The sequence below is a fragment of the Enterobacter sp. Taxon_2 genome, from assembly GCF_058355295.1.
Map to the genome: position 1 here is coordinate 912,029 of NZ_CM178024.1, position 25,343 is coordinate 937,371.

Sequence of the window (25,343 nt, forward strand, 5' to 3'; positions counted from 1 at the left end):
GACCACTTGTGATGATATGGTTGTAGTTGATGTAAATTCCTTTAGCAATGTGTTTACAAAATAATTACAACCTGGTTCACATTGTTCGTGTTTTAGCCGGCACAAAAAATCAAAACGCCGGACGATTCGCATGGCTTTAGCTTCTCGCTTTTCGCGCTATCCGGTACACTCCACTGTGTTATTTCATCAATACTGAAGGATTATCCTCATGTACCAGGATCTTATTCGTAACGAACTGAACGAAGCGGCGGAAACGCTGGCGAACTTTCTGAAAGATGATGCCAATATTCACGCTATTCAGCGCGCAGCGGTCCTGCTGGCCGACAGCTTCAAAGCCGGTGGCAAAGTGCTCTCATGCGGTAACGGCGGTTCCCACTGCGACGCGATGCACTTCGCAGAAGAGCTGACCGGACGCTATCGCGAAAACCGCCCGGGCTACCCGGCGATTGCGATTTCCGACGTGAGCCACATCTCCTGCGTAGGCAACGACTTCGGTTACGACCACATCTTCTCCCGCTACGTTGAAGCGGTAGGCCGTGAAGGCGACGTGCTGCTGGGGATTTCTACCTCCGGCAACTCCGGCAACGTGATCAAAGCGATCGCCGCCGCGCGTGAAAAAGGGATGAAAGTCATCACCCTGACGGGTAAAGATGGCGGTAAGATGGACGGTACGGCGGATGTTGAAATCCGCGTTCCGCACTTCGGTTATGCTGACCGTATTCAGGAAATTCACATCAAAGTGATCCACATCCTGATCCAGCTGATCGAAAAAGAGATGGTTAAGTAAGACTTCGCTGGGGGCACTCTTGCCCCCGCTGTTGTGGAGGTGACGTATGTGCGAACTGCTCGGGATGAGCGCCAATGTGCCAACCGATATCTGCTTTAGTTTCACCGGGCTGGTTCAGCGCGGTGGAGGAACCGGGCCGCATAAAGACGGCTGGGGCATCACCTTCTACGAAGGCAAAGGGTGTCGCACGTTCAAAGATCCACAGCCCAGCTTTAACTCACCGATTGCCAAACTGGTGCAGGACTACCCCATCAAGTCCCGCTCGGTGATCGCCCACATCCGTCAGGCTAACCGTGGCGAAGTGGCGCTGGAAAATACCCATCCGTTTACCCGCGAGCTGTGGGGCCGTAACTGGACCTACGCGCACAACGGCCAACTCACGGGCTATAAGTCGCTGGAGACGGGCAATTTTCGCCCGGTCGGCGAAACGGATAGCGAAAAAGCGTTCTGCTGGCTGCTGCACAAGCTGACGGAGCGCTATCCCCGCACGCCCAGCAACATGGCTGCCGTGTTCAAATACATCGCGACGCTGGCGTCTGAACTGCGTGAAAAAGGCGTGTTCAACATGCTGCTCTCTGACGGCCGCTATGTGATGGCGTTCTGCTCGACGAATCTGTTCTGGATCACCCGCCGTGCGCCGTTTGGCGTGGCGACGCTGCTCGATCAGGATGTGGAGATAGACTTTCAGAAGGAGACCACACCGAACGATGTGGTCACAGTCATTGCAACGCAGCCGCTGACGGGCAACGAAACCTGGCAAAAGATTATGCCAGGCGAGTGGGTACTATTTTGTCTCGGGGACCGTGTAATTTGACGCCAGCTGTGGATGGACGACTTCGTGGCTCAGCGGTTTGCTGACCACGTAACGGCCATCTACGATAGAGACCACCGGCGGCTTGTGGGTCTGCTCAAAGTAGTCGTAACCTGGCTTCAGCTGTTTCCAGAAATCCGCGTAGTATGAGTACTTGTGACGCGCCATGTTGGCGTCCGTCATGCGGAACGGATAGATGCTGACCTGTACGCTAGGCTGCCCAAAGACCAGCGCGCCGGTCACGAACTGGAATATCTCATCAATGCCGGAATCGGTCATCGCATAACAGCCGATAGACACGCAGGCACCGTGGATCATCAGGTATTTACCTTCATAACCGTGAGCACGGTCATAGGCATTCGGGAAGCCGATGTTAATGGCTTTATAGAAGCGGCTGTCAGGCTTGAGCTGGCTGCGCTGAACGTTGTAGAACCCTTCCGGACTTTTGAAGTCGCCCTGACGCTGTTTTGGCCCCAGCCCGCCGGAGTAGTTACAAATTTTGTAACTATCAAGCAGCTGATAGGTCTCGCCCATTTTCACAAACAGATCGAGAGTGCGTTCTTCCTTGAAGATTTGAATATAAACCGGCGATCCCATTAACTGCTGTTTATATTCCTTGCTGACCGGCGTCGTTGAGCTATTACTGCTGAGCAGTCCGGCAAACGACATGCACGGAATCAGAAGCATCGCAATGAACAATGCGATTTTACGCATACTACTAGTTCCTTGATAAAACCATGACCAACTTGCCAGGACGGCAAAAGAGACCCGAAATCAGATTATTCTGTTAGGAGCGCTCACATTAGCACCGCTATAGATTTTCGCAAGAGCCGGGCGGTGAGTTTACAAATTAGTTTTACTTTATAAACCATCAAAATCGCGATGGCTCCAGGAACTTTGCGCATTAGCTCGCAATTTGGCGCGCGCGACGGCGGATTCCCTGCCCGCGAGAAGGGGAAAATGTTACACTTCGCGCCCACTGGATTGTTGTTCATGGAAACCTGCTAACCACATGTTTAAAATAAAAAAAGGACTTGATCTGCCGATTGCAGGCGTGCCCGCGCAGCACGTTTCGACAGGCGCAAGCGTTCATCATGTCGCCATTGTGGGCGACGACTACCTGGGAATGCGACCTTCTATGTTGGTACAGGAAGGCGATCGCGTGATCAAAGGACAGGCGCTCTTTGAGGACAAAAAAAATCCCGGCGTGGTGTTCACGGCGCCCGCGAGCGGCACCGTTGTGGCGATTAACCGTGGCGAACGGCGCGTTCTGCAGTCGGTGGTTATCCGCATTGAAGGCAACGAACAGCGTGAATTCGCCCATTACGTTGCCGCAGACCTCGCGTCGTTGAGCCGTGACGCCGTTCAGGCTCAGCTTCTGGCGTCCGGTTTATGGACCGCGCTTCGTACGCGTCCCTTCAGCAAATCCCCTGTTCCGGGCACGGAACCGGCCGCGATTTTCGTCACGGCCATCGACACCAATCCGCTTAGCGTGGACCCGCAGCCGGTTATCCTGGCACAGCGCAAAGCCTTCGATGCCGGATTGACCGTTTTAACCCGCCTCACGTCAGGGAAAGTCCACGTTTGCCAGGCCGGCGGCGGCAAGCTTGGCGGGCATACGCAGGGGCAGGTCACGTTTAATGAGTTTGCTGGCCCGCATCCGGCGGGTCTGGTCGGAACGCACATCCACTTTCTTGAGCCGGTAAGCCTGACGAAACGGGTCTGGCATCTGAATTATCAGGACGTCATCGCCATCGGTAAGCTTTTTACGACGGGTGAACTCTGCGCTGAACGGATCGTTGCCATCGGCGGGCCGCAGGCTGCACACCCGCGCCTGGTGAAGACGCTGCTGGGCGCAGATATCAATGAACTGCTGGTGGGGGAAACCAAAGAGGGTGAAAACCGCCTGATTTCCGGTTCGGTCCTCAGCGGACGCCATGCTGCCAATGCACATGCGTATCTGGGACGTTTCCATTTGCAGGTCAGCATTGTGCAGGAAGGGCGTGAGAAAGAGCTGTTCGGCTGGGTGCTGCCCGGTGCGGAAAAATATTCCGTCACCCGCACCACGCTGGGCCATTTCCTGCGTAATAAGCTGTTTAGCTTCTCGACCAGTACGCACGGTGGCGAGCGCGCCATGGTCCCGATTGGTAACTACGAGCGCGTCATGCCGCTGGATATTCTGCCGACCATGCTGCTGCGCGATCTGCTCGCCGGTGATACCGACAGCGCGCAGGCGCTGGGCTGTCTGGAGCTGGACGAAGAAGATCTGGCGCTCTGTACCTATGTCTGTCCGGGCAAATACGAATATGGACCGGTATTGCGCGAGGTGCTAACCCGCATTGAGCAGGAAGGATAACCGATGGGCTTAAAACACCTCTTTGAAAAAATTGAGCCGCACTTTACCGAAGGGAAGCTCAAAAAGTACTACCCGCTGTATGAAGCAACGGCGACCATTTTCTACACGCCGGGGCTGGTGACGAAAGGCGCGGCGCACGTTCGCGACGCCATCGACCTCAAGCGAATGATGATCCTGGTGTGGTTTGCGGTCTTCCCGGCGATGTTCTGGGGGATGTACAACGTTGGCCTGCAGAGCATACCGGCGCTGCACCACATGTACGATGCGCAGCAGCTGGCGCAGGTGCTCCAGTCTGACTGGCACTACCGTCTGGCCCAGTCGTTAGGGGTGAGCTTCGCTGCAGACGCGGGTTGGATCAGCATGATGACGCTGGGCGCGGTGTTCTTCCTGCCGATTTACCTCACGGTATTTATCGTGGGCGGCTTCTGGGAAGTGCTGTTTGCCATCATCCGTAAACACGAGATCAACGAAGGCTTCTTCGTGACCTCGATTCTGTTTGCCCTGATTGTCCCCCCCACCTTACCGCTCTGGCAGGCGGCGCTGGGCATTAGCTTTGGCGTGGTCATTGCCAAAGAGATCTTCGGCGGCACCGGGCGGAACTTCCTCAACCCGGCGCTGGCTGGGCGTGCGTTCCTCTTCTTTGCCTATCCGGCGCAAATCTCGGGCGACCTGGTCTGGACGGCGGCAGACGGTTTTTCCGGCGCGACGCCGCTTTCACAGTGGGCAGCCCACGGTGGCGAAACGCTGGTGAACAACGCGACGGGTCAGCAAGTCACCTGGTTTGATGCCTTTATTGGCAACATTCCGGGCTCCATCGGTGAAGTCTCGACGCTGATGATTTTGCTTGGCGGGGCGATCATTCTTTTCGGACGTGTGGCCTCCTGGCGGATTGTGGCGGGCGTGATGATCGGCATGGTGCTGACCGCCACCCTGTTCAACGTTATTGGTTCTACTACCAACCCGATGTTCTCCATGCCGTGGTACTGGCATCTGGTGCTGGGGGGCTTCGCGTTCGGCATGATGTTCATGGCGACGGACCCGGTCTCGGCCTCGTTTACCGATAAAGGTAAATGGAGCTATGGCGTGCTCATTGGCGCGATGTGTGTCCTGATCCGCGTGGTCAACCCGGCGTATCCGGAAGGGATGATGCTGGCCATTCTGTTTGCCAACCTGTTTGCGCCGCTGTTCGACTACCTGGTGGTGCGGGCCAACATCAAGCGGAGGAAGGCGCGTGGCTGAGGTTAAAAATAACGACAGCATCAGCAAAACGCTGCTGGTGGTGCTGGTGCTCTGTCTGGTCTGTTCCATCGTCGTGGCCGGTTCTGCCGTCGGGTTAAAACCTCTGCAGCAGGAGCAACGCGCGCTGGATAAACAGCGCAACATTCTGGCCGTGGCCGGGCTGATGCAGGAAGGAATGAGCGCAGACGACGTTTCGGCCGTCTTTGCCGAACGTATTTCCGCGCGGCTGGTGGATTTAAAAACGGGTGAACTGCTGGATAAAGACCCGGCAACCTTCAACCAGGCGCTGGCGCTGAAAGATCCGCAGATGAGCGTGACGCTCGAGGCATCGCAAGATCCCGCTGGGATTAAGCGCCGCAGTAATCTCGCCGAAATTTACCTGGTGCGTGACCCCCAAAAACGCATTCAGGAAGTGGTGCTTCCTGTCTACGGCAACGGCCTGTGGTCAATGATGTATGCCTTTGTGGCCCTGGATACGGATGGCCGCACGGTCAAAGGCATTACGTATTACGACCAGGGCGAAACGCCGGGGCTGGGCGGTGAAGTGGAAAACCCTAACTGGCGGGCACAGTTTGTCGGCAAGAAAGTGCTCGACGATAACGGTCTGCCTGCGCTGAAGGTGATGAAAGGGGCGGCACGTCCCGGTGACGACTACGCCGTCGACGGGCTTTCCGGCGCCACGCTCACCTCAAACGGGGTGCAGCACAGTTTTGATTTCTGGATGGGCGAGCTGGGCTTTGGTCCTTTCCTGAAAAACGTACGTGAAGGAGCGCTGAACAATGGCTGATACCGATGAACTGAAAGAAGTGAAAAAGGTGCTCATTGGCCCACTGCTCGCCAATAACCCGATCACGCTGCAGGTGCTGGGCGTCTGTTCAGCTCTGGCGGTAACGACCAAGCTGGAAACGGCGGTGGTGATGACGCTGGCCGTCACGCTGGTCACGGCGTTTTCGAGCATGTTTATCTCGATGATCCGCCACCACATTCCCAACAGCGTGAGGATCATCGTGCAGATGGCGATCATCGCCTCGCTGGTGATCGTGGTCGATCAGCTGCTGCGCGCCTTCGCCTATGAAACCTCCAAACAGCTCTCGGTGTTTGTCGGGCTGATTATCACCAACTGTATTGTCATGGGGCGTGCGGAAGCCTACGCCATGAAAATGCCGCCGCTGGCGAGCTTTATGGACGGTATCGGCAACGGCCTGGGCTACGGCGCGATCCTGCTGACCGTAGGGTTCCTGCGCGAGCTGATTGGCAGCGGCAAGCTGTTTGGCATCACGGTGCTGGACACGGTGCAAAACGGCGGCTGGTATCTGCCAAACGGCCTGTTCCTGCTGGCCCCTAGCGCATTCTTCATTATCGGTTTGCTGATCTGGCTGATTCGTACGCTGAAGCCAGAACAGCAGGAAAAGGAGTAACCGACGATGGCTCATTACCTGAGTTTGTTTGTGCGCGCGGTGTTTGTTGAAAACATGGCGCTCGCGTTTTTCCTCGGCATGTGCACGTTCCTTGCTGTGTCTAAAAAGGTCTCCACGGCATTTGGGCTGGGCGTGGCGGTCACCGTTGTGTTGGGGCTGTCGGTTCCGATTAACAATCTGGTGTACAACTTCGTGCTGCGGGACGGCGCGCTGGTGGAAGGGGTTGATCTCAGCTTCCTGAACTTCATCACCTTTATCGGGGTGATCGCAGCGCTGGTGCAAATCCTCGAAATGATCCTCGATAAGTACTTCCCGTCGCTGTACAACGCGCTAGGGATCTTCCTGCCGCTGATCGCGGTGAACTGCGCCATCTTTGGTGGCGTCTCGTTTATGGTTCAGCGTGATTACAACTTCAGTGAATCCGTGGTGTACGGTTTTGGTTCCGGCATCGGCTGGATGCTGGCGATTGTCACCATGGCGGGGATCCGCGAGAAAATGAAATATGCCAACGTGCCTGCGGGTCTGCGTGGCTTAGGGATCACCTTTATCACCACCGGGCTGATGGCGCTGGGCTTTATGTCCTTCTCCGGTGTGCAGCTATAAGGGCTAACAGATGGAAATTATCCTTGGCGTGGTGATGTTCACGCTGATTGTACTGGTGCTGTCAGGACTCATTCTGGCGGCGCGGGCGAAGCTGGTGAATTCCGGCGACGTGGTGATTGATATTAACGACGATCCGCAGAATCAGATCCGCACGCCTGCGGGAGATAAACTGCTCAACACGCTCTCCGGTAACGGTATTTTTGTCTCCTCAGCCTGCGGCGGCGGCGGCTCCTGCGGGCAGTGCCGCGTGACGGTAAAAGAGGGCGGTGGCGATATTCTGCCCACCGAGCTGGCGCATATCACTAAGCGTGAGGCAAAAGAGGGCTGCCGTCTGGCCTGCCAGGTCGCGGTGCGCCAGAACATGAAAATTGAGCTGCCGGAAGAGATCTTCGGCGTTAAAAAATGGGAGTGCGAGGTTATCTCTAATGATAACAAAGCCACCTTTATTAAAGAGCTGAAGCTGCGGGTACCGGAAGGGGAAGATGTTCCGTTCCGCGCCGGGGGATACATTCAGATTGAGTGTCCTGAGCATACCGTGGCCTATGCGGACTTCGACGTGCCTGAGGAGTACCGGGCCGATTGGGATAAATTCAATCTCTTCCGCTTTGTATCCGAGGTAAAAGAGCCGACGCTGCGCGCTTACTCGATGGCTAACTATCCGGAAGAGAAGGGCATTATCATGCTCAACGTGCGTATCGCCACGCCGCCACCGAATGTGTCGAATGCACCGCCGGGCGTGATGTCGTCATACATCTGGTCTCTGAAGCCGGGAGATAAGGTGACCATCTCCGGTCCGTTCGGGGAGTTCTTCGCGAAAGATACCGACGCGGAAATGGTCTTTATCGGCGGCGGTGCCGGTATGGCCCCGATGCGCTCGCACATTTTTGACCAGCTCAAGCGGCTCGGCAGCAAGCGTAAAATCAGCTTCTGGTACGGGGCGCGTTCGCTGCGCGAAATGTTCTATGACGACGAGTTTGAACAGCTGGCGCGTGAAAACCCGAACTTTACCTTCCATGTGGCGCTCTCCGATCCGCAGCCGGAAGATAACTGGACGGGCTATACGGGGTTCATCCACAACGTGCTGTATGACAACTATCTCAAACAGCACCCGGCGCCCGAGGACTGCGAGTTCTATATGTGTGGTCCGCCGATTATGAACGCCGCCGTGATTAAGATGCTGAAAGATCTCGGCGTTGAAGATGAGAACATCATGCTTGATGACTTTGGAGGCTGATGATGCTGACGTTTCTGGCAACCTTTGTGGTTTTTGTGCTTGTCATCTTCGGCATGTCGTTAGGCTGGATCGTTAAGCGGAAAAGCATTCAGGGCAGCTGCGGCGGTATTTCCTCCATTGGGATGGAAAAGGTGTGCGACTGCCCGGAACCGTGCGACGCCCGCAAAAAACGCATGGCGCGCGAGCAGCAGCGCATTATTTAATCTGCCAGGTCGGGTAAGGCGAAGCCGCCACCCGACAATTCCCACGCACACTTCTCAATCCTCATTTATTTACTGTATACTTATCCAGTAATGAGTGAGGGCTTACTATGCGCAAAATAATCCATGTCGATATGGACTGCTTTTTTGCCGCAGTGGAGATGCGTGACAACCCGGCGCTGCGGGATATTCCCATCGCCATTGGTGGCAGCCGCGTTCAGCGTGGTGTCATCAGCACCGCCAACTATCCTGCGCGCAAATTTGGCGTGCGCAGCGCCATGCCGACGGCGATGGCCTTAAAGCTTTGCCCTCATCTCACGCTTCTGCCCGGGCGGTTCGACGCCTATAAAGAGGCTTCCCTTCATATTCGGGAAATCTTCTCCCGCTATACCTCTCTAATAGAGCCGCTGTCGCTGGACGAAGCCTATCTGGATGTGACCGACAGCGTGCACTGCCACGGCTCCGCCACGCTGATGGCGCAGGAGATCCGCCAGACGATTTTCAACGAGCTGAATCTGACGGCATCGGCGGGTGTGGCGCCCGTTAAATTCCTTGCCAAAATCGCTTCGGATTTAAATAAGCCCAACGGCCAGTACGTCATCACGCCGGAAGAGGTGCCTGCGTTTTTGAAAACGCTACCGCTCGGTAAAATCCCCGGCGTCGGGAAAGTCTCCGCCGCAAAGCTGGAAAGCATGGGGCTACGGACCTGCGAAGACGTGCAGCGAAGCGACCTCGCCATGCTGCTCAAGCGCTTCGGGAAGTTTGGCCGCGTGCTGTGGGAGCGCAGCCAGGGGATTGACGATCGCGATGTGAACAGCGAACGGCTGCGGAAATCCGTCGGCGTTGAGCGCACCCTCATTGAAGATATTCATGACTGGTCCGAATGCGAAACCATAATTACGGAACAGCTTTACCCGGAGCTGGAGCGACGCTTAAGCAAGGTGAAGCCGGACCTGCTGATTGCCCGTCAGGGTATCAAATTAAAATTCAATGACTTCCAGCAGACCACGCAGGAACACGTCTGGCCGCGACTGAATAAAGACGATCTTATCGCGACGGCAAAAAAGGCATGGGAAGAAAGACGAGGCGGGCGAGGAGTAAGGCTGGTGGGATTGCACGTCACGCTGCTGGATCCGCAGTTAGAGCGACAGCTGGTATTAGGATTGTAAAAAAGCCCGGTGCGCTACGCTTACCGGGCCTACGTTGTTCACCCTCTCCCTTTGGGAGAGGGCTAGGGTGAGGGTATTACTTAACGGGGATCGCTTTCAGCAGTTCAGTCAGCAGCGTCCAGTAGTGACCAACGCTTTCGATATGAACCTGCTCATCCGGCGAGTGCGGACCGGTAATGGTTGGCCCGATAGATACCATGTCCATGTCCGGATACGGCTTCTTGAACAGACCGCATTCCAGACCGGCGTGGATCACCTGAATGTTCGGGGTGCTGTTGAACAGACGCTGATAGGTTTCACGCACCAGCGCCATCACCGGAGAACTTGCATCCGGCTGCCAGCCCGGGTAGCTGCCTTTGGCAGAGGTTTTTGCTCCCGCCAGCGTACCCAGCGATTCCAGCATGCTCACCACGTACTCTTTACCGCTGTCGATAAGGGAGCGGATCAGGCAGATGATTTCCGCGCTGTCGTCGCTCATGGTCACCACGCCCACGTTCAGCGAGGTTTCCACCACGCCTTTCGCCACGTCAGAGTTGCGGATCACGCCGTTTGGCGTCGCGTTCAGCAGCTGAACGAAGTTGTCACGAGACTTCGCGGTCAGCGCGGCTTTATCCGTGGAGACGGATTCCAGCACCACGGTCAGGTTCTTCTCTTTCGCTGACAGTTCGTTTTTCAGGATATCCAGGTATACGGTGGAGAGTTTTTTCAGCTCGTCCGCTTTTGCCGCCGGTACTGCCACTGTGGCGAAGGCTTCGCGTGGGATCGCGTTGCGCAGGGTACCGCCGTTGAAATCAACCAGACGCAGATCCAGCTCAGCCGCATGGCCTGCCAGGAAGCGCGCCAGCAGCTTGTTGGCGTTGCCCAAACCCAGGTGAATATCGCCGCCGGAGTGGCCGCCCTTCAGCCCTTTCAGCGTCAGCTTGAAGGTCTGGAAACCGGCAGGAATCGCTTCGCGTGACAGCGGCAGGGTAGAGATGAAATCAATCCCGCCCGCGCAGCCCATGTAGATCTCACCTTCTTCTTCAGAGTCGGTGTTGATCAGGATATCCGCCTGCAGCCAGTTCGCCTGCAGACCGAACGCGCCGTCCATGCCCGCTTCTTCGGTCATGGTCAGCAGCACTTCCAGTGGACCGTGCTCAACGCTGTCGTCAGCCAGTACCGCCAGCGCAGAGGCCATACCGATGCCGTTATCCGCGCCCAGGGTGGTGCCGCGTGCTTTCACCCAGTCGCCGTCGATGTACGGCTGGATTGGGTCTTTGGTGAAGTCGTGAACGGTGTCGTTGTTCTTCTGTGGCACCATGTCCAGGTGCGCCTGCAGCACAACCGGTTTGCGGTTTTCCATGCCTGCGGTGGCGGGTTTGCGGATCAGAATGTTGCCAACCTGGTCGCGTTCAGCATGCAGACCTTTTTCCTTCGCCCAGCCCATAATATGTTCGGCAAGCTGTTCTTCATGGTAGGAAGGGTGTGGAATGGAGCAGATTTTGGCAAAAATATCCCACAGCGGCTGCGGAGATAGTTGAGACAGTTCAGACACGATAAGTCTCCTTGTCGAGGCGCTGCAAACAGGGTTGCAGGTCACAGGGTTAGCAGGTTAATAGTTACCACAAGTCAGGCTTGCGAGATGAAACTGAGAATACCACTTTCTCTGCTGGCTGGTAGCATAAAGCATGTAAAAACACAGGCAGAGGGCGCTAAACACTGGTTTTTAGTGCGCCAGATCTCTATAATCTCGCGCAACCTATTTCCCCCTCGAACACTTTTTAAGCCGTATAAAAACAGGCTGGGACACTTCACATGAGCGAAAAATACGTCGTCACCTGGGACATGTTGCAGATTCACGCACGCAAACTGGCTGCGCGTCTGATGCCTTCCGAACAGTGGAAAGGCATTATTGCCGTCAGCCGTGGCGGTCTGGTACCGGGGGCGCTGCTGGCACGTGAGCTGGGTATTCGTCATGTCGATACCGTTTGCATCTCCAGCTATGACCATGACAACCAGCGTGAGCTGACCGTGCTGAAACGCGCGGAAGGCGACGGTGAAGGTTTCATCGTGATTGATGACCTGGTGGATACCGGCGGTACTGCGGTCGCTATCCGCGAAATGTATCCGAAAGCCCATTTCGTCACTATCTTCGCGAAACCTGCTGGCCGCCCGCTGGTTGACGATTACGTGATTGATATCCCGCAGGATACCTGGATTGAACAGCCATGGGATATGGGCGTGGTCTTCGTACCGCCGATTTCAGGCCGTTAATCCCAGTACGTAACTTTACACGCCCGGCAATGCCGGGCGTTGTTCTTTTTGGCCTGCCACGCGTTACAATAGTCTTCATATGACGTATTCATGGAGGCAACGCAATGACGCAGGCGAATCTCACCGAGACACTTTTCAAACCCCGTTTCAAACACCCTGAAACGTCGACGCTGGTGCGTCGCTTTAATCCGGGGACCCAGCCTGCCGTCCAGTCCGCGTTAGACGGTAAAAACGTGCCCCACTGGTATCGTATGATTAACCGCCTGATGTGGGTCTGGCGCGGTATCGATCCCCGTGAAATCCTTGATGTGCAGGCACGTATCGTGATGAGTGAAGCCGAGCGTACCGACAGCGAACTCTATGATACGGTAGTGGGCTATCGCGGCGGAAACTGGATCTACGAGTGGTCTAAACAGGCAATGCTCTGGCAGCAGAAAGCCACCCAGGAAGAGGATGCCACGCGCAGCGGCAAGCACTGGCTGCATGCGGCCAATCTCTATGCCATTGCCGCGTATCCACATCTGAAAGGTGATGAGCTGGCTGAGCAGGCACAGGCGCTGGCGAATCGCGCCTATGAAGAGGCGGCTCAACGCCTGCCGGGCCAGATGCGCGAACTCGAGTTTACCATTCCGGGTGGGTCATCCATTACCGGGTTCCTGCATATGCCTGAAGGTGAAGGTCCGTTCCCGACCGTCCTCATGTGCGGTGGGCTGGATTCGTTGCAGATCGATTATTACAGCCTGTATGAGCGCTACTTCGCACCAAAAGGGATCGCGATGCTGACGCTGGATATGCCCTCAATCGGCTTCTCCTCCAAATGGAAACTGACTCAGGATTCCAGCCTGCTGCACCAGCATGCGCTAAAAGCGCTGGAAAACATTCCTTGGGTCGACCACACCCGCGTGGCGGCATTTGGCTTCCGCTTTGGTGCAAACGTCGCGGTGCGTCTGGCTTACCTTGAGTCTTCTCGCCTGAAAGCCGTCGCCTGCCTTGGTCCGGTCGTTCACGCCCTGCTCAGCGATCCTGCACGCCAGGGGAGCGTACCTGAAATGTACCTTGATGTGCTGGCCAGCCGTCTTGGCATGCATGATGCATCAGACGAAGCGCTGCGCGTTGAGCTCAATCGCTACTCGTTAAAAACGCAAGGGTTGCTGGGACGTCGCTGCCCAACGCCGATGCTGTCGGGATTCTGGAAAAACGATCCGTTCAGTCCGGAAGAAGAGTCGCGCTTAATCACGTCGTCATCTGCGGATGGCAAATTGCTAGAAGTGCCGTTCAGCCCGGTCTATCAGAATTTCGATAAAGCGCTGAAAGAGATTACGCGCTGGATCGCTCAGAGATTGTGTTAATAGATTGCTAAATTTTGCTGGTTTGGTAAAACAGTGGCTTCACAAAAGGAGATCGCAATGACGTTACCGAGTGGACACCCGAAAAGTAGACTGATTAAGAAGTTTATGGCTCTCGGCCCGTATATTCGAGAAGAGCAGTGTGAAGAGAATCGCTTTTTTTTCGACTGCCTGGCTGTATGCGTCAACGTGAAGCCTGCACCCGAAAAACGTGAATTCTGGGGCTGGTGGATGGAAATGGAAGCAGAGGAAAAACGCTTTACGTATAGCTACCAGTTTGGCCTGTTTAATAAAGACGGCAACTGGCAGGCCACCTCTATTAAAGATCAGGAAGTGATTGACCGCCTGGAATATACGCTAAAAGAGTTCCATGATAAGGCTCGTGCACTGCTGGCGACTCTGGATCTCAAGCTCGAGCCCGCAGATAACTTTTCCAGTGAAGCGGTGAAGCTGACTGCCTGATGGCGTCCCAGCGCCGGGTGGCGGCTTCGCCTTACCCGGCCTACAAAAAATGATGGTTTTCTCCCTCTCCCCGTGGGAGAGGGCACCAGACCGCATTAATCCCTGAAATAAAAAAACCGGCACGAGGCCGGTTTTTTTATTTCGCATCATCAGAACTGGTAGGTCATACCCACGGCAACGATGTCATCGCTGCTCACGCCCAGTTTATTTTTGTCGTCAATCTGGTTGATTTTATAATCAACAAAGGTGGACATATTTTTGTTGAAGTAATAGGTCGCGCCAACGTCAATGTATTTCACCAGATCTTCGTCACCAATACCTTCGATATCTTTGCCTTTAGACTGGACATAACCCAGGGACGGGCGCAGACCAAAGTCGAACTGATATTGTGCGACCACTTCAAAGTTTTGCGCTTTATTTGCAAATCCGCCAGAAATTGGCGTCATATTGCGGGTTTCTGAATACATCGCTGCCAGATAAATATCGTTCGCGTCATATTTCAGACCGGTTGCCCAGGCTTCTGCTTTCTGGCCCTGGCCACGCGCCAACAGGTTCTGCGCATTGGTGCGGTCAGAGTTGGTGTAAGCACCGCTGACGGCGAAATCGCTGCCGCCGAAGTCATAGGTCAGAGAGGTACCAAAACCGTCACCGTTCTGTTTCTTGGCGTCACGGTTTTCGTTTTTGCCCTGGTACTGCAGGGTCATGTCCAGACCGTCAACCGCGCCGAAGAAGTCGGTGTTACGGTAGGTAGCAAGACCGGTCGCACGCTTGGTCATGAAGTTATCGGTCTGCGCGGAAGAGTCACCGCCGAACTCAGGGAACATGTCGGTCCATGCTTCAACGTCATACAGGGCACCCAGGTTACGACCGTAATCCAGAGAACCAAAGTTTTTCAGCTTCAGGCCCGCGAACGCCAGACGGGTTTTCTGAGAGGAGTCGCTCTCGGCTTTGTTACCTGCAAATTCAGATTCCCAACGGCCATAGCCCGTCAGCTGATCGTTAATCTGGGTTTCGCCTTTAAAACCGAAACGAACGTAAGTCTGATCGCCATCTTTGGTGGCATCATCGCTGATGTAGTGCATGGCTTTCACTTTGCCGTACACGTCCAGCTTATTACCATCTTTATTATAAACTTCAGCTGCGTGAACGGATGCAGAAGCCACTACGCCCATAACCATTAATGCCAGAGTGCTCTTTTTCATTTTCGATCCTGTCTTATAAACGCGCTAAAAAATTCGCTGGACGATAAGCTCATGCTTAAGTCCCGTGAAAAAACAGGAAGGGTTTTATCGTTCTGGAATGAAACTTTTATGACAAACTAAGAATAATTTTAAAAAACTGTGATTTATTATTTCGGTAATAAAAGTGTCAAATTCTCCCGCTACGCTTCCTGATCCCGCGCAACAAAGTGTTTCGCGATGTGCTAAGGCAGTTGGCAACGGGGCTGACTCCTGCTAAAACGTTCGTTCGACATTACTTTCCCTTATCGTTGAACGGCAGAGAATCATGAGTGACAGCCAGACGCTGGTGGTAAAACTCGGTACCAGTGTTTTAACAGGCGGATCGCGCCGCCTAAATCGCGCCCACATTGTTGAGCTTGTACGTCAGTGCGCTCAGTTACATGCCGCAGGGCATCGTATTGTGATTGTGACCTCCGGGGCGATTGCCGCCGGGCGTGAACACCTGGGTTACCCCGAACTCCCCGCGACGATCGCTTCGAAACAGCTGCTGGCCGCCGTGGGGCAAAGCCGACTCATTCAACTCTGGGAACAGCTGTTCTCTATCTATGGCATCCACGTCGGGCAGATGCTGCTGACGCGTGCGGATATGGAAGACAGAGAGCGCTTCCTGAACGCCCGCGATACCCTGCGCGCGCTGCTGGACAACAATATTGTTCCGGTCATTAACGAGAACGATGCCGTTGCTACCGCTGAAATCAAAGTAGGCGATAACGATAACCTCTCTGCGCTGGCCGCCATTCTGGCCGGTGCCGATAAATTACTGCTTCTGACCGATCAGCAGGGGCTGTTCACCGCCGATCCGCGCTCCAACCCGGATGCCGAGCTGATTACCGACGTTCACGGTATCGACGATGCGCTGCGCGCCATCGCCGGTGACAGCGTGTCCGGCCTCGGAACGGGCGGCATGGGGACCAAGCTGCAGGCCGCTGACGTCGCATGCCGCGCCGGTATCGACACCATCATTGCGGCGGGCAGCCGCCCAGGCGTGATTGGTGACGTGATGGAAGGCATCTCGGTCGGCACCCGCTTCCACGCTCAGGAATCCCCGCTGGAAAACCGTAAACGCTGGATTTTTGGCGCGCCGCCCGCGGGCGAACTCGTCGTCGATGAAGGGGCAACCGCCGCGATTCTGGAACGAGGAAGTTCATTACTTCCTAAAGGAATTAAAAGCGTGACAGGCAACTTCTCCCGTGGTGAAGTGATCCGTATCCGTAACCTCGAAGGTCGGGACATCGCCCACGGCGTAAGCCGCTATAACAGCGATGCCCTGCGCCGCATCGCGGGTCACCATTCGCAGCAGATCGACGCCATTCTGGGCTATGAATATGGCCCGGTTGCCGTACATCGCGATGACATGATTATTCGTTAAGGAGCCAGAACATGCTGGAACAAATGGGCGCCGCCGCGAAGGCCGCCTCTTACAAACTGGCGCTCCTTTCCAGCCGCGAGAAAAACCGCGTGCTGGAAAAAATCGCTGATTATCTGGAATCACAGTCCCAGGAAATTTTGCTCGCCAACGAACAGGATATACTGGAAGCGCGCCGCAACGGTCTGAGCGAAGCGATGCTCGACCGTCTGGCGCTGACCCCGGCCCGCCTGAAAGGCATCGCCGACGATGTTCGTCAGGTCTGCAATCTGGCCGACCCGGTAGGGCAGGTGATCGACGGCGGGCTGCTCGACAGCGGTTTACGCCTGGAGCGCCGCCGCGTGCCGCTCGGCGTTATCGGCGTCATTTATGAAGCCCGTCCAAACGTGACGGTGGATGTCGCCTCCCTGTGCCTGAAAACCGGCAACGCCGCAATTCTGCGCGGTGGGAAAGAGACCTGGCGCACCAATGCCGCGGCGGTGAAAGTCATTCAGCAGGCGCTGGAGGAGTGTGGCTTACCGGCGGGTGCCGTACAGGCGATCGAGAGCCCGGACCGTGCGCTGGTCAACGAGATGCTGCGCATGGACAAATACATCGACATGCTGATCCCACGCGGCGGCGCGGGCCTGCACAAGCTGTGCCGCGAGCAGTCGACGATTCCGGTGATCACCGGCGGTATCGGCGTATGTCACATCGTTGTAGACGACAGCGCTGAGATTGCACCGGCGCTGAAGATTATCGTTAACGCAAAGACCCAGCGTCCAAGCACCTGTAACACCGTTGAAACGCTGCTGGTGCATCAGGATATTGCGAACACCTTCCTGCCGGCCCTGAGCAAACAGATGGCAGAGAGCGGCGTGACGCTGCATGCTGACGCCAGTGCGCTCGCACTGCTTCAGGAAGGCCCGGCTAATGTTGTTCCCGTCAACGCGGAGCAGTACGACGATGAGTTCCTGTCACTGGATCTGAACGTGAAAATCGTGAGCGATCTTGACGACGCCATTGCACACATCCGTGAGCATGGGACGCAGCATTCTGATGCTATCCTGACGCGTACGCTGCGCAATGCCGATCGCTTCGTGAATGAAGTGGATTCCTCTGCGGTATACGTTAATGCCTCCACCCGCTTCACCGACGGCGGCCAGTTCGGGCTCGGCGCTGAGGTGGCGGTTAGCACGCAGAAACTGCATGCGCGCGGTCCGATGGGGCTGGAAGCGCTGACCACGTACAAGTGGATCGGCTTCGGCGACGATACGATTCGTGCGTAAATAATCACGGGTGATGCAAAAGTAGCCGTTTGATTCAAAAGGGCATTGACGCATCACCCGGATAGATCTAACCTTTTGCCCCGTGGTTACATTCGTAACCGGCCTCTCAGGGCCGATATAGCTCAGTTGGTAGAGCAGCGCATTCGTAATGCGAAGGTCGTAGGTTCGACTCCTATTATCGGCACCATCTTTTCATCCAGTACCATCCCCAGTCGTCCATTTTTCCTTGTATTTCGCCCTGCGAGTATGCGAACGGCCCCAGCTTCGTCCAGCTCTGCCCCAGAAACTGTATTGAGTTAAACCAGCGGATAGAGGTAGCAGCCGCTGAGCTGGGTTTTGATGTTCAGCACGAGTCCGAAGAGCAACTGCTGATTCTCTTCCGGCCGGATGAAGAAACCCACAGCTTCTATGGCAAAGACCGTGCAGCAGGCGCTTTACGTTTTCTTCGTTCTGAGCTGGCTTACGTTGCCACAATGCACCCCGATACGCTGGATGACTGGAACAAAACTGGTTTAATGTCACTCTGCCTGCTGGACGGCGAAAAACTGTAACCCCCCCCCAGCCCCTCAAACTTGACACTTTTTCGCGAGAAACTGGGAAAAGTGTCAACCCAACCTAACGGATCCTGACGCCCAAGAACAGCAGCTAGAGCAGAAGTGTAAAGGGCTGGCGTTGAGATTTGTTGAGCCTTGGCTGTTAGCGTTTGTTAATCCTGATGCGAAGCAGGGCAGGTGTCAGCCTATTATGGTTTGTTATGCCTTACTAAGAAAGTGTCAACGGCTACCGCTCTAGAAAACTTCAGGTACAGCTCCTTGGTTGCATCTATCAAAACCTGTCACTCACCGGCACCGCCAGCGGGGGGAGTTGGCGCTATACCCACTCTAAGTTACAGTTGATGCAAACAGTCAAATTTGATGATTAAATCGATACTATCATCAATGTAGATTATAAAATGTTAAGTATAATCTTGGTTAGTGGACTGGTTTAAAATAGAAGGGTATGCGGCTGAGATTGTTAAAAATTATCACTTGAATCATGACCAGTTTTTAGCGTGCAATAGTAAGTTAAAAATATATCTTTAATAATAGTTAACATTGGAGATTATATGAACGACGCAGAAAAAAAAGCAGAAGAAGAAGATTACGAAAAAAGACTGCGAAGGAGATTAAAGATACTGCAGGAGAAATTTAAAGAGGGTAAGATTGTAATTCAAAAAGGACTCAGCATAGAGGATAGTTTGCTTGCAGTAAGATATGGGCCTGATGGAGAAATAGATTTAAATACTGTAGACGGCGCAGTGCGTTCTATGGCTTTGGCTATCACTGCTGTTCATGATAGAGAGGAGATGAAAAAAGAAACATCTCTCAATGAAATACAAAAGACTTATTTTTCTTATATTGATAAGAATTTTGGTGAAATTTATAAGGAAATGGTAAGGAATGAATTAACACCACATCAAGTTGCACGAGCCTTAACTCGCAATAATGATTTTATGGATAATCTTAAAGGAGGGTTTAGGGATTTTCTCGAGGTAATAAATGAATTCTGGGGTTCTGTAGGAGAAATTGCACATATTCATGTAGAAGATATGCGCGGAAATATTAAGGCTGTGTTCGGGGGGGATCTATTTCCAGCTCATGATGAAAATATAGCTTCAAAATGCGGAATTTATACAGATACTATAGTGCTGCCAGATCCTTTTTTACGGTCAAAATTTATTTTTGAGAATAACTCTTACGAAGATTGCATTTACTATCTTGTAAAACATGCCATGAATATTCTCAAATATAAAGATTTAGCATGTGTCGAATTTGAAACGCCGATTGTAGTCATTCTCCCAGATTTGTCTGTTTTACAGGAAAATGAAAGAGATTTCTTTAGAATGCTTGGGCGTCAGGATGCATTAATTCATGCTGGGAAACTATTTGGCAGGAATTTTGAGTCTTTTGATGAATTAATGGATTTCGGAAGTTCTCTAGATACGATTGAAAGAGCAGCAGCAGAAATTAAAGATGTAAGCAGAGTTCTTTTCGATACTGACTGGAAAGGTAATGTAGAGACTCAATTAAAACGAGCTTTAGAAAGTAAACATTACAAGCCTTATATTTCCTCTCCGGGCATTCTATTGGCGTCTCAATCATTTAGTAGAATGAGTGTTAGCAATGAGTTGTTAGTAAAATCAAGGCAATTGAATGGAACGCCAATAATTGATGCGCCTACTTCATGGCAATATCTTGTGTGGAAAATGGAATATGATGCTGATCGAGCAGAAAATGAATTAAACACTCAAGGACTACATATTGTCAAAGGCTTGGGCGATCTTGCTCGTAATGAGATGCAATGGTTGGGTAATATACCTCCACATTCTCTCATAGAACTTAGGAAACAAGGCGCGATGGATGAGATACGCAACATCTTAGGGGATGGCATCAATGAAATAATCCAATCTAGCCCACAGGATTTCTCGAAGAGCAAAATACAGATTTTTGGTAACATTGATTCTGCTTTTAAACAACATAAAGAAAATGTAAGTGAATTGACCAAGAAAAATTGGAAGTTCGCAGGGACGGATATAGGTTCTTGGCTTGTTGTTGGTTCCCTTGAGGTGACTGCAGCCGTAACAGGAACGCCCGTTTGGGGTTTAGCAACAATTGTAGCAGATCAATTGTTAGAGGTTCCTAAATTAAAAGATATTCCAAAGTCTATAAAAAATATTGTTGAAGAAAACAATAAGGTTAAAAAATCTCCAGTAGGAATGCTTTTTAATATTAAGAAAAAGTATTCTTAATGATTTATGTCTTTTAATTGGCGTGCTTGTAAGTCTTTTACTAAAAGTAAATAAATCCAAAAGCACGCTTTAGAGTTTTTATCTACCACCGTTAGCTTTATACTCGCCTTCATAAATGGCATCAAATTTGAGGAAAAGAGTATTATTTACTTTTTCTATCCATTCCAGCGTATCTTTTATATAACCATCGTAAACATCTATTCGCTCTAGCCAAAGTTTGAAGGGGGTGATCGTAAAGGTTAACGTTGGTGTCAAAAATCTTATATCTGCTGGATGATAATCCGTAAAGGCCGAAAAGGTTCCATCCTCATTTCGCACTAAGCACCAGTCCATGGATTCATTCCATGAACCATGAATTGATTCCGACATTATGCCATAAGTTGCTGGGTATATATCATCATGCACAATTTCTGAAAATATTGACCTAAAACTTTTTCCTTGCAGTTTCCATCTGTTTTTTTTCTGTTTTTCAAAGTCGTTAGGAGTTAAGCCTTCTAACTCCATCTTTTCTTTTACCGCGGCAAGTAATCTTTTTCCTGCTTTAGTGTCAAAAAAAGGAGAGCCGTTTTCTAAATCTCTCAGTATTCGTAATCGGTCTTTATAGGAACATTTTCTATAATCTTCTATTACTTCTTCTGTATTAAGCATTAGATAGCTACTTATTGTCGTCGCTTCAATCAGTGGGCGTTCGAAAATTGAAATAACTTCGGCATTATCTTGCTCATAATATTTTACGCATTCTTTTAGTAACTTTGTTATCCTAACAAGTAGACCAAGTATAGGAGCATCATTGATTGAAAATCCTATTGGATTGCGTTCAATATTTCGAACTCTTGTAAAAGTATCATATATATCTGCGACATCTTTGAAAAATTGAATTGAAAATGTATGTAAACCTTTAAGTGTGTTGAGGTGTAAGTTAATGTATTGCGGGTTATATTTATCAGTTATTTCTTTAAGTTCAACCATTTATGATTCTCCACTGTGTTTTTCCAGATTCAATAGAAATTTTAAATTTACACTACTAACCAATTGGCTTCTAGGCATCGTTATCCTTTATGACGATTAGTAGTTTTCATACTGGTTGTACATTCATAATCTAGGCAAGGCAGTTGTCACATAAACTTCAGCATTTAAGTGTTGCAACAATCATACTGCTGCGAATGGGTTTTAACTATTATGGCCGTAAGGAATTTTTATGGGGGTACTTTTGGGGGTGCCTTAGATCTTGGAATTAAATAATAACTATAAAAACATTGAGTTAATCTTTATGTTTCGTTCCTATTATCGCACCATCTTTAAACGTAGTCTTCCGACTATCAAATAAACAACATTTGTCCCTTGTTCATTAGCCATTCCTCTCCTCTGACAGCCCCGACAAACCATCACACATCTCCTGCAACTCATTAAACATCCTTGCCACATGGAAGCCATCGCACACCGAATGATGGACCTGCACCGCGAGCGGCAGCAGCACTTTTCCATCCTGCTCGTAGTATTTTCCAAACGTGAACATAGGCGAAAAGAAGTTCTTCATATGCGCAATGTTCATATTAAAGTTCGTAAACGTTACCCACGGAATCGACGACACGAAAAAGACATTTTCCCGTGACTCTTCCTTGGGCCAGTAAGAAAGGTTATTTCCATAGCGGGCCGTATCTTCTGCATACGTGTTCTGGAAGTGATGAATATTGCCATCGTAGTGACTCCACAATGACGAAAACGTCTCCGTTTCGGGATGGAAAATCGTATAGCTTGGATGAATTTCATTCCAGACGACGAGCTCATTGTCCTTCATGGCCATACGGAATTCCGGATGCCGGTTCATGATGTTAGACAGGAGAAAAATGATAGTGGGGTAAAACTTCCAGCCGACCTCTTTGATATATTTTCGCAGCGCGGTAATGTCGATCAGAACGGTTTGGTTAATTGTGCACTCAGCAAATGACTGGAAGACTTCAAAATGCTCCTTCCTTGGCCAACGAGATAAATCAACAGGCGTATAGGCCGGGGCTGTTTTTTTCATTGTTTAACCTTTGATTATCAATCGTCTACATGATTTTGGGCCAGAAACAACCGCACAACCATTTCAACCGTATCTAATCTTCCTGTCAATCTCAGCCTGTGGTTTTCCGAACAGGTATCCCTGCACGAGATCGCAGCCAAGCGCCTGAAGACGTTCAAGCTGCGCTTCGGTTTCAACACCCTCTGCAATGACCCGCATATTGAGGCTCTTCGCCATGCCGGTAATCAACTTAACGATATTTAGGGCATCATCCTGCGTGGATATCGGGTTCACAAAGGATTTGTCGATTTTAATTTTATCAAAATTCAGTTCACTCAGTCGCGAGAGCGAGGAATATCCCGTTCCGAAATCATCGATGGAAATTTTTACGCCCAGTGCCCGGAGCTTTTTGAGAATAGTGATCGGCATGTTGCTGTCACTGAAGAGCGAAGACTCTGTTACCTCTAACTCAAGTCGGTTGGCCGGTAGCCCCGTCTCTTTCAGAATGGACTGTACCATCGTGGTGAACGATTTAGTGCCTAGCTGAACGGGTGAGACGTTCACCGAGATCCTGGCCGGCACCGCCCAGGACACCGCTTCCCGGCAGGCCATCTCAAGCACCGACTTGCCGATCTCATTGATCATTCCCGTTTTTTCAGCGACGGAAATAAAATAATCTGGCGCGAGTATCCCTTTCACCGGGTGTATCCAGCGAATAAGCGCTTCATAGCCGTAAATTTCATTGCTGAATGCATCGACAATAGGCTGGTAATACACAACGAATTCATTGTGATCGATCGCCAGAGCCATATCATGTTCAAGGGTCCTGCTTTCCTGCAGTCTTTGCAGCATCCACTGCCGGAAGACTTTGATCTGCTGCGAACCTTCTTTTTTCGCTTCGTAGAGGGCCAGGTCGGCAAATTTGTAAAGATAATCAGAGCGTCGTTCATTATCAGATAAAACGATGCCCACGCAGGTGGCAATTTTTATCAGCTGATTATTAATCGTATAGGGCTGGCTGATATGATCGCTGATTTCTTTGGCGCGCGAAACGGCGGCGGTTTCCGTGAGTCCGCTGGAGAGAAGGGCGAATTCATCGCCGCCCAAACGGTAAAACGTATCCGTTGCGCTGCTCATCGAGGTCAGCCGTCGGGATACCTGATTCAGCAGCAAATCTCCCGTATCATGGCCATAGGTATCGTTGACCTCTTTGAAGCGGTCTAAATCAAATAACATCACCGTGACGGGGACGTGGTTTTTATCTGCCTGAAGATTAATTTTGTTGAGATCGTCCCAGAAGAAAAGGCGGTTTTTCATGCCGGTGAGGGAGTCATGATAAACATCATATTCCAGCTTCGAGTTCTGAATTTGCAGTTTTTCTTTTGATATTTGAAGTTCGTCAGCCAGGCTTTTAACCTGCATGTGTGCTTTCAGAATGTTTTTATTCTGGTAGATCATTAAGAAGCCAAGAATAAAGCTTAAAATCACCAGAAGCAAAGAAAGTGCGGAATAAATATAATACAGGATTTGTATTTTGTTGTTGGATTCATTAACAGTGTTAATATCTTTTGTTAATGCTGTTGCAGACAGCTGGCTGAGCGGTGCGTCGAGCTCATGCATATTTGTCAGGTATGCCTGTAACTCCGGGTGGCTCATTTTTTCAAGATGACTATCCAGATAAGCGAGTATGTTTTCTAAGCGTAAAGCGAGCTCCTGATGCGTTTTATCGCTGTTAATGTAGCGACCTAAATCGCCCCCCTTCATTAAATCGCCCTGACTGAGCATAATTTCGAGGCGCATACGGACCTGGTCTATCGTAACGTCATCAGTATCGGTTGCGTATAGACCAAGCCATGATTCAAAACGGTAATACTCTGATACCAGTTGTGCCACGGACCAGGACTCAGTGTATTGAGTCAGTTTTTGCAATTCCTGCTGTCGATCATAAACAAGGTATGCAATATATCCTGTCGTGATAAAAAGAGAAAAAATGATACCAACCAGTATCCTGTTCATTATGTTCTCCTGAACGACTACTCAATCTTCATTTTGCTTACCTGCCATGCTGATCGTGAGTAATAAATCTGATTATTCAACTCAGGAAGACTGTCATAGGGGTATACAATGAACGATGGGCCTTTATCGCGGATGCGCATATATTCGCCATTGACCTTTAAGGCAAGGATGGCGTTGTATTTTTTAAAGTCGCTGAGAGGGATGACGGTTGAGTAATCATTGAGCGCAATAACATTAACGTTCGTACCTTTTGCACCCACATAATCCATGAGCTTGCTCATGGGGACACCCTCAAACTTCGTACGACCGTTATACCAGGGGGAAGTCGTCTCGAAACTCACTACTCCGAGTTTTTCAAGACTGGCGAGATCAAACACTGCTTTTCCATTTTCATTGGTATTTTCTATATTACCGTAAATCGTTAAAATGGGTTTACCAACTGGTTTTGGCAGGTCGCCAGCCCAGGTTACACTTTGTACCAGACAGCATAACAGCAGTAGGGTTAATCGCATTTTGGCCTCCACCTTTTTAACCGAAGTATAAGAATTATAATTTAGATATCACACGAGTTGATATATTTTGTTGGGGAGTAGGGGGTTTTATCGTTTTTATTGATGTAAACTCATTCTAATCAACGAGTTAGGTGTTGCGGGTGTCTGGGTGTTTGATACTCGAGCGACGTTTAACTTTTTGATAAAAGCTAAAATTGCGGGCATAAATGCTCTTCTGTTTAAAAAATAATCGCTTTAATTGAGAGATATTATCTTCCACGATAATTGCG

Annotated in this window: 23 protein-coding genes and 1 tRNA gene; 17 read left to right on the forward strand and 7 right to left on the reverse strand. The window is 51.3% G+C overall.

All coding sequences use genetic code 11. The features are described 5' to 3' along the window. Window positions 1-208: 208 nt before the first annotated feature. The gene (gene lpcA, locus AC4IC4_RS04195) at window positions 209-787 is read left to right on the forward strand and encodes a D-sedoheptulose 7-phosphate isomerase (RefSeq protein WP_010427884.1); all 579 of its coding nucleotides are present in this window, start codon (window positions 209-211) and stop codon (window positions 785-787) included. 46 nt (window positions 788-833) lie between these two features. Next, the gene (locus AC4IC4_RS04200; RefSeq protein ID WP_032646961.1) at window positions 834-1,601 is read left to right on the forward strand and encodes a class II glutamine amidotransferase; all 768 of its coding nucleotides are present in this window, start codon (window positions 834-836) and stop codon (window positions 1,599-1,601) included. Here the strand turns inward: AC4IC4_RS04200 and dpaA are convergent. After that, complete coding sequence (gene dpaA / locus AC4IC4_RS04205) at window positions 1,572-2,312, reverse strand: peptidoglycan meso-diaminopimelic acid protein amidase (protein ID WP_024909462.1); 741 nt, start codon at window positions 2,310-2,312, stop codon at window positions 1,572-1,574. The two genes, AC4IC4_RS04200 and dpaA, sit on opposite strands and share 30 nt — an antisense overlap. 298 nt (window positions 2,313-2,610) lie before the next feature. Between dpaA and AC4IC4_RS04210 the strand changes: the two genes are divergently transcribed. The 8 genes from AC4IC4_RS04210 to dinB all read left to right on the forward strand — a co-directional run bounded on the left by AC4IC4_RS04210 (window position 2,611) and on the right by dinB (window position 9,817). After that, window positions 2,611-3,954 carry a Na(+)-translocating NADH-quinone reductase subunit A gene (locus tag AC4IC4_RS04210; protein ID WP_491472204.1) on the forward strand — a complete coding sequence of 448 codons (1,344 nt, stop codon included), beginning with the start codon at window positions 2,611-2,613 and terminating at the stop codon, window positions 3,952-3,954. 3 nt (window positions 3,955-3,957) lie between these two features. Next, window positions 3,958-5,193 carry an NADH:ubiquinone reductase (Na(+)-transporting) subunit B gene (locus AC4IC4_RS04215; protein WP_491472205.1) on the forward strand — a complete coding sequence of 412 codons (1,236 nt, stop codon included), beginning with the start codon at window positions 3,958-3,960 and terminating at the stop codon, window positions 5,191-5,193. Continuing rightward, window positions 5,186-5,980: a Na(+)-translocating NADH-quinone reductase subunit C gene (locus AC4IC4_RS04220; RefSeq protein WP_032646966.1), complete on the forward strand. Its 795-nt coding sequence runs from the start codon at window positions 5,186-5,188 to the stop codon at window positions 5,978-5,980. The genes AC4IC4_RS04215 and AC4IC4_RS04220 overlap by 8 nt, the downstream gene beginning before the upstream one ends. Continuing rightward, window positions 5,973-6,611, forward strand: coding sequence for an NADH:ubiquinone reductase (Na(+)-transporting) subunit D (locus tag AC4IC4_RS04225; RefSeq protein WP_032646968.1), 639 nt, complete (start codon window positions 5,973-5,975; stop codon window positions 6,609-6,611). Before AC4IC4_RS04220 ends, AC4IC4_RS04225 begins: the two co-directional genes overlap by 8 nt. A 6-nt stretch (window positions 6,612-6,617) precedes the next feature. Further along, window positions 6,618-7,214, forward strand: a complete 597-nt coding sequence (gene nqrE / locus AC4IC4_RS04230; protein WP_023334613.1) for an NADH:ubiquinone reductase (Na(+)-transporting) subunit E — start codon at window positions 6,618-6,620, stop codon at window positions 7,212-7,214. 10 nt (window positions 7,215-7,224) lie between these two features. Next, complete coding sequence (gene nqrF / locus AC4IC4_RS04235) at window positions 7,225-8,448, forward strand: NADH:ubiquinone reductase (Na(+)-transporting) subunit F (protein ID WP_491472206.1); 1,224 nt, start codon at window positions 7,225-7,227, stop codon at window positions 8,446-8,448. Then, entirely contained in the window at window positions 8,448-8,651 is a 204-nt protein-coding gene (gene nqrM, locus AC4IC4_RS04240; RefSeq protein WP_023615899.1) for a (Na+)-NQR maturation NqrM, read from the forward strand. The genes nqrF and nqrM overlap by 1 nt, the downstream gene beginning before the upstream one ends. Before the next feature lie 107 nt (window positions 8,652-8,758). Then, a complete protein-coding gene (gene dinB / locus AC4IC4_RS04245) occupies window positions 8,759-9,817 on the forward strand; it encodes a DNA polymerase IV (RefSeq protein WP_008500252.1) in 1,059 nt (352 codons plus the stop codon). Between the two features lie 76 nt (window positions 9,818-9,893). Here dinB and pepD read toward each other — a convergent pair whose 3' ends face one another. Continuing rightward, the gene (gene pepD, locus AC4IC4_RS04250; protein WP_491472207.1) at window positions 9,894-11,351 is read right to left on the reverse strand and encodes a cytosol nonspecific dipeptidase; all 1,458 of its coding nucleotides are present in this window, start codon (window positions 11,349-11,351) and stop codon (window positions 9,894-9,896) included. Window positions 11,352-11,611: 260 nt separating this feature from the next. On the opposite strand from pepD, the gene gpt reads away from it, so the two are divergent. From gpt to crl, 3 genes are all read left to right on the forward strand, one after another. Further along, a complete protein-coding gene (gene gpt, locus AC4IC4_RS04255) occupies window positions 11,612-12,070 on the forward strand; it encodes a xanthine phosphoribosyltransferase (RefSeq protein WP_010427903.1) in 459 nt (152 codons plus the stop codon). 104 nt (window positions 12,071-12,174) lie between these two features. Beyond that, complete coding sequence (gene frsA, locus AC4IC4_RS04260; RefSeq protein WP_045909843.1) at window positions 12,175-13,419, forward strand: esterase FrsA; 1,245 nt, start codon at window positions 12,175-12,177, stop codon at window positions 13,417-13,419. A 57-nt stretch (window positions 13,420-13,476) separates the two neighbouring features. Then, window positions 13,477-13,878, forward strand: a complete 402-nt coding sequence (gene crl / locus AC4IC4_RS04265; RefSeq protein WP_024909470.1) for a sigma factor-binding protein Crl — start codon at window positions 13,477-13,479, stop codon at window positions 13,876-13,878. Between the two features lie 149 nt (window positions 13,879-14,027). Here crl and phoE read toward each other — a convergent pair whose 3' ends face one another. After that, entirely contained in the window at window positions 14,028-15,080 is a 1,053-nt protein-coding gene (gene phoE, locus AC4IC4_RS04270) for a phosphoporin PhoE (protein WP_032646978.1), read from the reverse strand. A gap of 304 nt (window positions 15,081-15,384) precedes the next feature. Between phoE and proB the strand changes: the two genes are divergently transcribed. From proB to AC4IC4_RS04290, 4 genes are all read left to right on the forward strand, one after another. Continuing rightward, on the forward strand, window positions 15,385-16,488 hold the full coding sequence (proB, locus tag AC4IC4_RS04275; RefSeq protein ID WP_061715910.1) for a glutamate 5-kinase: 1,104 nt from the start codon (window positions 15,385-15,387) through the stop codon (window positions 16,486-16,488). An 11-nt stretch (window positions 16,489-16,499) separates the two neighbouring features. Beyond that, window positions 16,500-17,753: a glutamate-5-semialdehyde dehydrogenase gene (gene proA, locus AC4IC4_RS04280; RefSeq protein ID WP_491472208.1), complete on the forward strand. Its 1,254-nt coding sequence runs from the start codon at window positions 16,500-16,502 to the stop codon at window positions 17,751-17,753. Window positions 17,754-17,864: 111 nt separating this feature from the next. Further along, window positions 17,865-17,940, forward strand: a tRNA-Thr gene (locus AC4IC4_RS04285). Between the two features lie 918 nt (window positions 17,941-18,858). Next, window positions 18,859-20,541, forward strand: a complete 1,683-nt coding sequence (locus AC4IC4_RS04290) for a hypothetical protein (protein ID WP_491472209.1) — start codon at window positions 18,859-18,861, stop codon at window positions 20,539-20,541. Window positions 20,542-20,619: 78 nt separating this feature from the next. Here the strand turns inward: AC4IC4_RS04290 and AC4IC4_RS04295 are convergent, their stop codons facing one another. From AC4IC4_RS04295 to AC4IC4_RS04310, 4 genes are all read right to left on the reverse strand, one after another. Continuing rightward, window positions 20,620-21,510, reverse strand: coding sequence for a DUF5677 domain-containing protein (locus AC4IC4_RS04295; RefSeq protein WP_491472210.1), 891 nt, complete (start codon window positions 21,508-21,510; stop codon window positions 20,620-20,622). Between the two features lie 379 nt (window positions 21,511-21,889). Beyond that, a complete protein-coding gene (catA, locus tag AC4IC4_RS04300) occupies window positions 21,890-22,567 on the reverse strand; it encodes a type A chloramphenicol O-acetyltransferase (protein ID WP_491472211.1) in 678 nt (225 codons plus the stop codon). Window positions 22,568-22,630: 63 nt separating this feature from the next. After that, complete coding sequence (locus AC4IC4_RS04305) at window positions 22,631-24,562, reverse strand: putative bifunctional diguanylate cyclase/phosphodiesterase (protein ID WP_491472212.1); 1,932 nt, start codon at window positions 24,560-24,562, stop codon at window positions 22,631-22,633. A 17-nt stretch (window positions 24,563-24,579) separates the two neighbouring features. Beyond that, window positions 24,580-25,074, reverse strand: coding sequence for a putative pterin-binding protein (locus tag AC4IC4_RS04310; protein ID WP_024909477.1), 495 nt, complete (start codon window positions 25,072-25,074; stop codon window positions 24,580-24,582). Between the last annotated feature and the right edge of the window lie 269 nt (window positions 25,075-25,343).